This window comes from Clostridium sp. YIM B02500 (assembly GCF_022324665.1).
Classification (GTDB): domain Bacteria; phylum Bacillota; class Clostridia; order Clostridiales; family Clostridiaceae; genus Clostridium; species Clostridium beijerinckii.
This window is the reverse complement of the sequence record NZ_JAKGTE010000051.1, coordinates 23,480-30,226: the sequence shown is the minus strand read 5'-3', so window position 1 is coordinate 30,226 and position 6,747 is coordinate 23,480. Positions and strand designations below refer to the sequence as shown.

Genomic DNA, 6,747 nt, shown 5'->3' with positions numbered 1-6,747 from the left:
CCTTGGAATATATAATTTCTAAGAATATTTTCTTAAATAACCATTTGTAAAAATTAGTTATTCAACAACCTATTTTTAAATAAAAGTATGAAATATTTTTAGGTAAGACAGAGGAAGATATTGAAATACAATCAGATTAACTGTATTTTAATAAAAAGAAAGTTTATTATGTTTATATAATTCCTATTAAATATTTAAAAAAATGTAGTTAAAATACAAATTTGTATATAACAACGTTTACAAAAAAGTTAAATAATATTAAAATATACAATGAGAGGTGATTTTTTGGATTATATATTTATATGTATTTTGGGACTAGTTATAGGTAGTTTTTTAAATGTTTGTATTTATAGAATTCCCATGGAAAAATCAATTGCTTTTCCGCCATCTCATTGTACAAACTGTAAACATAACTTAAATCCGCTAGATCTTGTACCTGTATTTAGCTATATATTTCTTAGCGGGAAATGTAGATATTGTGATGAAAAAATTTCTATAAGGTATCCGCTTATAGAAATATTAAATGGATTGCTGTATCTAATTGTATACTTAAAGTTTGGATTAGATGTAATTACTGTAAAATATTGTATTTTGGTATCTCTTTTAATAGTAATTAGTGCTATAGATTTTGATACTCAGTTTGTATTTACAAGTACTACGATTTTTGGAGGAATAGCTGGGGGGGGATTTATAGTATTACAATATGTTTTATATAGGAATAATGTTCTAGATTTAATTCTAGGAGGAATACTTGGAGCAATAATTATAGGATTAATAGTGTTTTTAACAAGGGGAATGGGTGAAGGTGATATTGAAATTGCTGCTGTGTGTGGAGTGTTCTTAGGAGTTAAAGGAATTTTATTAGGCTTATTTCTAGCAATTGTGCTAGGTGGAATAATAGGAATAATTGTTTTAGCGCTAAAATTAAAGAAGGCAAAAGAAAAGATAGCATTTGGACCTTTTATAGCAATAGGAAGTTTAATTTCAATGATCTATGGAACAGAAATATTAAAAATCTATTGGAGCTTGTTAATGTGAAGATACACTTTTTTACAATAACTTTACTTGTGTAAATTAAATAGCAAACTTATACTAATTATAAGGTGTTATACCGCATTTTATTTATAATTCATAGGAAAGGTGAGACTCAGAATGGCAACTGAAAAAAGAAGGCTAGGTAACATTCTTGTAAATGCGGGGAAAATTACAGGATATCAATTGCAAGAAGCATTAAAGTCTCAAAAGACACTAGGGAAGAAGCTAGGGGAAATACTACTCGATAGTAAAATTATAACTGAAGAAGATATAATAGAAGCGATAGAACAGCAAACAGGAATTAAAAAAGTTGACTTAAATACAATAAATTTTGATAGAAAAGCAATAACTTTAATTCCGCAAAATTTATGTGATAAGTATCTATTAATCCCATTTGGATTTGATAATAATAAGATTAAAGTGGCTCTTGCAGATCCACTAAATATATTTGCTATTGATGACGTCGCAATATCCACAGGATTTGAAATAGAGTCGTTTATATCTAGGAAAGCGGATATAAAGAAATTTATAGGAATATATTATAGTAGTCAGCAGGTTAATAACGCTGCTATTCAACTGGCAAAAGAAAGTACTAAAGCGATCAAAAATAGTAAACAAGCTATAGATGAAATGAGCGAAGTTAACAGCGCACCAGTAGTTAAAATGGTGGACTACTTATTTAGAAATTCAGTAGAAATGAAAACTTCTGATATTCATATAGAACCATTTGAAAATGAAATAAGAATAAGGTATAGAATAGATGGAAAGCTCCAGACTGTTAATACACTTGGAATAGAAAGTTTAGGGCCTTTAGTTACAAGAATAAAAATACTTGCGGGATTAAATATAGCAGAAAAAAGAATACCTCAAGATGGAAGGATAATGTTCGAAGTTGACGGAGTCCAAGTGGATCTTAGAGTATCTATACTTCCAGTGGTTAATGGTGAAAAGATTGTAATAAGAATTTTAAATACAAATGGATCTATATTAAATAAAAAGCAGCTTGGAATGAGTGAAGAAAATATTCATAGACTAAATAGAATAATAGGAAATCCTCACGGAATTATATTAGTTACAGGACCTACAGGAAGTGGTAAATCTACAACTTTGTATTCAATATTAAATGAATTGAATTCTAATAGTGTAAACATAATTACAGTAGAAGATCCAGTAGAATATACCATGAATGGAATCAATCAAGTAAGCGTAAATGAAAAGGCAGGGTTAACTTTTGCAAGTGGACTAAGAAGTATATTAAGACAAGATCCAGATATTATTATGATTGGAGAAATTAGAGATGAGGAAACAGCTGAAATAGCTACTAGAGCAGCTATAACAGGGCATTTGGTTTTAAGCACTCTTCATACAAATGATGCACCATCATCAATAATAAGACTTGTGGACATGGGAATTAAACCATATTTGGTTTCAACATCTGTTGTAGGAGTTATTGCGCAAAGATTAGTAAGAAAAATATGCAACAATTGTAAGGAAGCTTATGAAGCTAGTGAATATGAGAAGGAAGTCTTAGAAAAGAATATAAATGAACCATTAACCATATATAGGGGTGCAGGCTGTGGATATTGTAATAATACTGGATATTCAGGAAGAGTTGGAATTTATGAAATTATGGAAGTAACAAGAGAGCATAGGGAAGCTATTAGCTCAGGTGCCAATACAGATGAGTTAAGAGATATTTCAGTAAGAAAAGGAATGAAAACTCTAGAAAGTGAATGCAAAGATTTGGTTATAGGAGGAAGAACGACCATAGAGGAACTATCAACAATAGTTAGTTTAGGAAGAGATAATTAATAGTTTTGAAATAGGTAATTTCGAACTTTAAAAGTATATCAAAAAATTAAAGAGGAATTATATAGATAATTGTGAAATGTGTGAGCCGAAAGAAGGTGATTATATGGCAAAATTTAAATATAGAGCGATGAACCCAAATGGAGAGAAAATAGAAGGAACTCACGAAGCAGATTCTAGGGATGATGTTATAGACTTTATTTCAGGTAATGGATACTATCCACTAAAAGTAGAAGAGGTAATAGAAAGTACGAATATTACCCTGAATTTTAATAAGAAAGTAAAGCTCAAAGATTTAGCAGTATTTTGTAGGCAGTTTTATACCATGTTGAATGCAGGGGTACCAATTTTAACTTGTTTAGAAATATTAAGCTCTCAAATCGAGAACCAAAAGTTAAGACAAGCTACTAAAGATATAAATGATGATGTTGCAAAAGGTGAAGTTTTATCTGATTCTATGGCAAAGCATAAAGATATATTTCCAGAACTTTTAGTATCTTTAGTAGCATCAGGTGAGGCTAGCGGTAATTTGGAAGATATAATGCTTAGAATGGCAACTCATTATGAAAAGGAAAATAAAATAACAAATAAAGTGAAAGGCGCTTTAATATATCCGACTGTACTTGGGATAGTTTCAATTCTTGCGGTGGTATTTATATTAACTTATGTAATGCCTACTTTTACAGAAATATTTGAACAAAGTGGAACAGCTTTACCATGGTCAACTAAGTTTTTGCTTAGCCTTAGCAGTGGAATTAAAAATTATTGGTATATTATAATAATAGCTATAGGTTTAGCAGGCTTTTTGATTAATATATTTTTAAAAAGCGATGAAGGGATATATTTTTCAAGCAACCTAAAACTGAAGCTCCCAGTACTAAAAAAACTTAATCAAATGATTATAGTGTCAAGATTTACAAGAACATTATCTACGTTATTAGCAAGTGGATTGCCACTTGTGGAAGCTTTGAAAATAGTAGGGGACGTTGCAGGAAATAAAATTGCTGAAATTGAGTTGCTAAAAATAAGAGATAAGGTAGTACGAGGGGAAAGTTTATATACGTCTATGAGGGAAAGTGGGATATTTCCAGAAATGTTATATTCAATGGTAAAAATAGGCGAAGAAACTGGATCTTTAGATGATATATTAAATAAGACAGCAGATTTTTATGATGAGGAACTAGATTCAATTATCCAAACTTCTGTTGCTCTTATGGAGCCACTCTTAATAGTTATTATGGGGATTATAATAGGCTTTATGGTTATATCTATCATGATACCAATGTTTGATAGTTATAATAAAATTTAATTAGAGAGGTAATTAATGTGCTATATTAAAATTAAAGTGCATTAAAATAAATAATATATAAAAATTAGGAGGGGTTTAGAAATGAACCAATTATTGTTAAAAGGAAAGAATAAAATATCAAAGAAAAAAAAGAAGGGATTTACACTAGTTGAATTGATTATCGTTATTGCAATAATTGCTATATTAGCGGCAATAGCAATTCCTAAATTTGGACAAGTAAGATTAGATGCGAGAGTAAGTGATGATATATCAGCAGCTAAGAATATACAAACAACAACTTCAATGTTAGTAGCCAATGGAACTATAGCCACAGCATCTGCAGACAAAGCAGTAACTATAATGACAGGTGATACTGGAGATGCAGATTCAGATGCAATAGTTGCAAGAATTGATGGATCTGTCGTACCAAAAGCTAAGTCTGGAACAAACTTTATAGTTACAATTACACCTAATGGAGATGTAAGTGTTAAGTCAAGTGTAACAGGCAGTCCAGTACTGGCACCTGCTGAAGATACTACGGCAAAACAGTATACAGATTTAGTAGTTGATTAAAAGAATATATATAAATTATTTTTATTAACTAGATTAAAAAGTTATAAGAGTATGGATTTCTATACCCTTATAACTAATTAATTATTTAGTTTATGTAAAAAGTTTAGTCATCATGAATTAAAAATTTATTTGCAATGATAATAGATAAAACTAAAAATAAAAAGTTAACGACTCTATTATATTGATATGAAAAAATAGTTTGATATTTCATAGAATTACTTGTTATTTGAAAAGTATATATGGAGTAATAAGCAATTATATGAAAAATAATCTTATGATAATTTAGGCTTTTGTAGCTTATTTAAAGATATTAAGTATAGATTGAGTGGAAACAAAGTAATGGTTAAGGAAGATGCTATTTCTAGTAAAAAAGGCAACTTCGACAGATATAATAACAATTAGTAATCCATAAAATTTATGAAACTATAGATAAAGTTTAATAAATGTATTAAGTTACTTAAATTTCAAATTAATAGAAAACTTTTTTGTTTTCTGCTAGATTTTAAATACTTTAATAAAAACTATGTTATTTAATAAGTTTCTATACTTAGATTTAATAGAAACTTAATTGGATTACAATATTTTGACGTTTTGAGAAAGTGTGCTCAGATATTTCTAACTTGCTAATGAAACTGGGGCAAGTTGTATTTCAATTTCTTAAACTGGTATTTTTGACTAGTATACATGCATAATATAAAATTTTATGGTTTGTCCAAATTATATCAGAATACTTTAATTTTATTTTATGAGTTGCTACTCTTTTTTTGGGGGGAGTTTTATAAGCAAATTTATCTTATTCCCTTATTTTCAGAAGAACAAGGTTAATATAACTTAACAGAATGAGTTGGTATAGTAGGAGAGATGATATGAAAAAAAATGATGGTATTAGTATACAGAATTTAAAAAAGAAATTTAAGTTTAATGAATTTACAAAGATAAAATTTGATTTTTTAAAGAAATATGTCAAAAATAATAAAATAAAGATTTCAGAGCAAAAAAGGAAAGTAGCAGCTTTTGACATAGGAAGTTCTATGATAAAGATAGTTGAAGGAATGTATTATAAAGAAGAATTAACTATAGATAAATATATTACAATGAAGACACCTAAAGGTGCTGTTGTAGATGGAGAAATAAAAAGATCAGAAGAATTATTTAATAAATTAGGACAAGTGTTAAAGGAAAATGGAATTAAAGCCAAATATGGCATTTGTACTACTAATTCAACTTTAATTATAAATAGAGAAATTTTAATTCCGAGAGTAGAAGACGAAGAAATGGATACTGTAGTAAGATATGAAATTCAGCAATATCTTCCTATAAATTTAGAAGATTATATATTGCAAGTACAAATTTTAAGTGAAGAAGAAATAAATGAATCAAAAAAAATAAATGTAAGAGTTATAGCATATCCAGATAAAATAGCCAGAGGATATTATGATCTTTTAATAAAATTGGATTTAAAGCCTTATGCTTTAGATGTGAATTATAATGCAATAAATAAATTTATTAATTGTGTAGATAAAAATAATGAATATGAATATAATCCAGAGGATTCAGTTGCTTTTATTGATATGGGGGCAAGCTTTATCGATGTTAATATATATAAAAATGGAAATTTAGACTTCACCAGAATGATAAAAGCTGGTGGGAATGATATTGATGAATTATTAATAGAACAAAATTTAATTAAGGCTGAAGAAGTAGAAGGTTTTAAGATTAGAAATATAGATTTAGAGGAACCTTTCGAGCCAATCAATATTCATGTGAGAGAAATTACTGATGATTGGATAGAAAAAATAGAAAAAATAATTCAATTCTATAAAAATAAAAATATGGGAGAGGAAGTAAGTAGCATAGTAATTTTTGGAGGAAGTTCTAAACTAAAAGGAATGGATAACTATATGACTGAAAAACTTGGAATAAAAACAATTAGAAGAAAAGGCCTTTCTAAAATAGCCTTCAAGTCTAGTGATGATGGTAAGCGAATAGATGACTTCATCAATGTAATCGGCTCAGTCATAAGACTTTAGTTAGGAGGCTGT

At 28.5% G+C, this 6,747-nt stretch carries 5 protein-coding genes; all 5 read left to right on the top strand.

From position 1 onward, the window contains the following. The first annotated feature begins 285 nt into the window (after positions 1-285). Positions 286-1,038 (top strand): A24 family peptidase, encoded by a 753-nt coding sequence (locus L1S46_RS24810; RefSeq protein ID WP_238901262.1) that lies wholly within the window; start codon positions 286-288, stop codon positions 1,036-1,038. A gap of 114 nt (positions 1,039-1,152) precedes the next feature. Next, the gene (locus L1S46_RS24805) at positions 1,153-2,847 is read left to right on the top strand and encodes a type II/IV secretion system protein (RefSeq protein WP_238901261.1); all 1,695 of its coding nucleotides are present in this window, start codon (positions 1,153-1,155) and stop codon (positions 2,845-2,847) included. A gap of 103 nt (positions 2,848-2,950) precedes the next feature. Next, a complete protein-coding gene (locus L1S46_RS24800; RefSeq protein WP_238901260.1) occupies positions 2,951-4,153 on the top strand; it encodes a type II secretion system F family protein in 1,203 nt (400 codons plus the stop codon). 81 nt (positions 4,154-4,234) lie between these two features. Next, a complete protein-coding gene (locus tag L1S46_RS26445; RefSeq protein WP_275299050.1) occupies positions 4,235-4,705 on the top strand; it encodes a prepilin-type N-terminal cleavage/methylation domain-containing protein in 471 nt (156 codons plus the stop codon). A gap of 866 nt (positions 4,706-5,571) precedes the next feature. Next, complete coding sequence (pilM, locus tag L1S46_RS24790) at positions 5,572-6,735, top strand: pilus assembly protein PilM (RefSeq protein WP_238901259.1); 1,164 nt, start codon at positions 5,572-5,574, stop codon at positions 6,733-6,735. Positions 6,736-6,747 lie beyond the last annotated feature (12 nt).

Excerpts from the sequence above, each read along its gene's own strand:
- L1S46_RS24805 (WP_238901261.1), top strand. The coding sequence starts at position 1,153 with ATGGCAACTGAAAAAAGAAGGCTAGGTAACATTCTTGTAAATGCGGGG.
- L1S46_RS24800 (WP_238901260.1), top strand. The coding sequence starts at position 2,951 with ATGGCAAAATTTAAATATAGAGCGATGAACCCAAATGGAGAGAAAATA.
- L1S46_RS26445 (WP_275299050.1), top strand. The coding sequence starts at position 4,235 with ATGAACCAATTATTGTTAAAAGGAAAGAATAAAATATCAAAGAAAAAA.
- pilM (WP_238901259.1), top strand. The coding sequence starts at position 5,572 with ATGAAAAAAAATGATGGTATTAGTATACAGAATTTAAAAAAGAAATTT.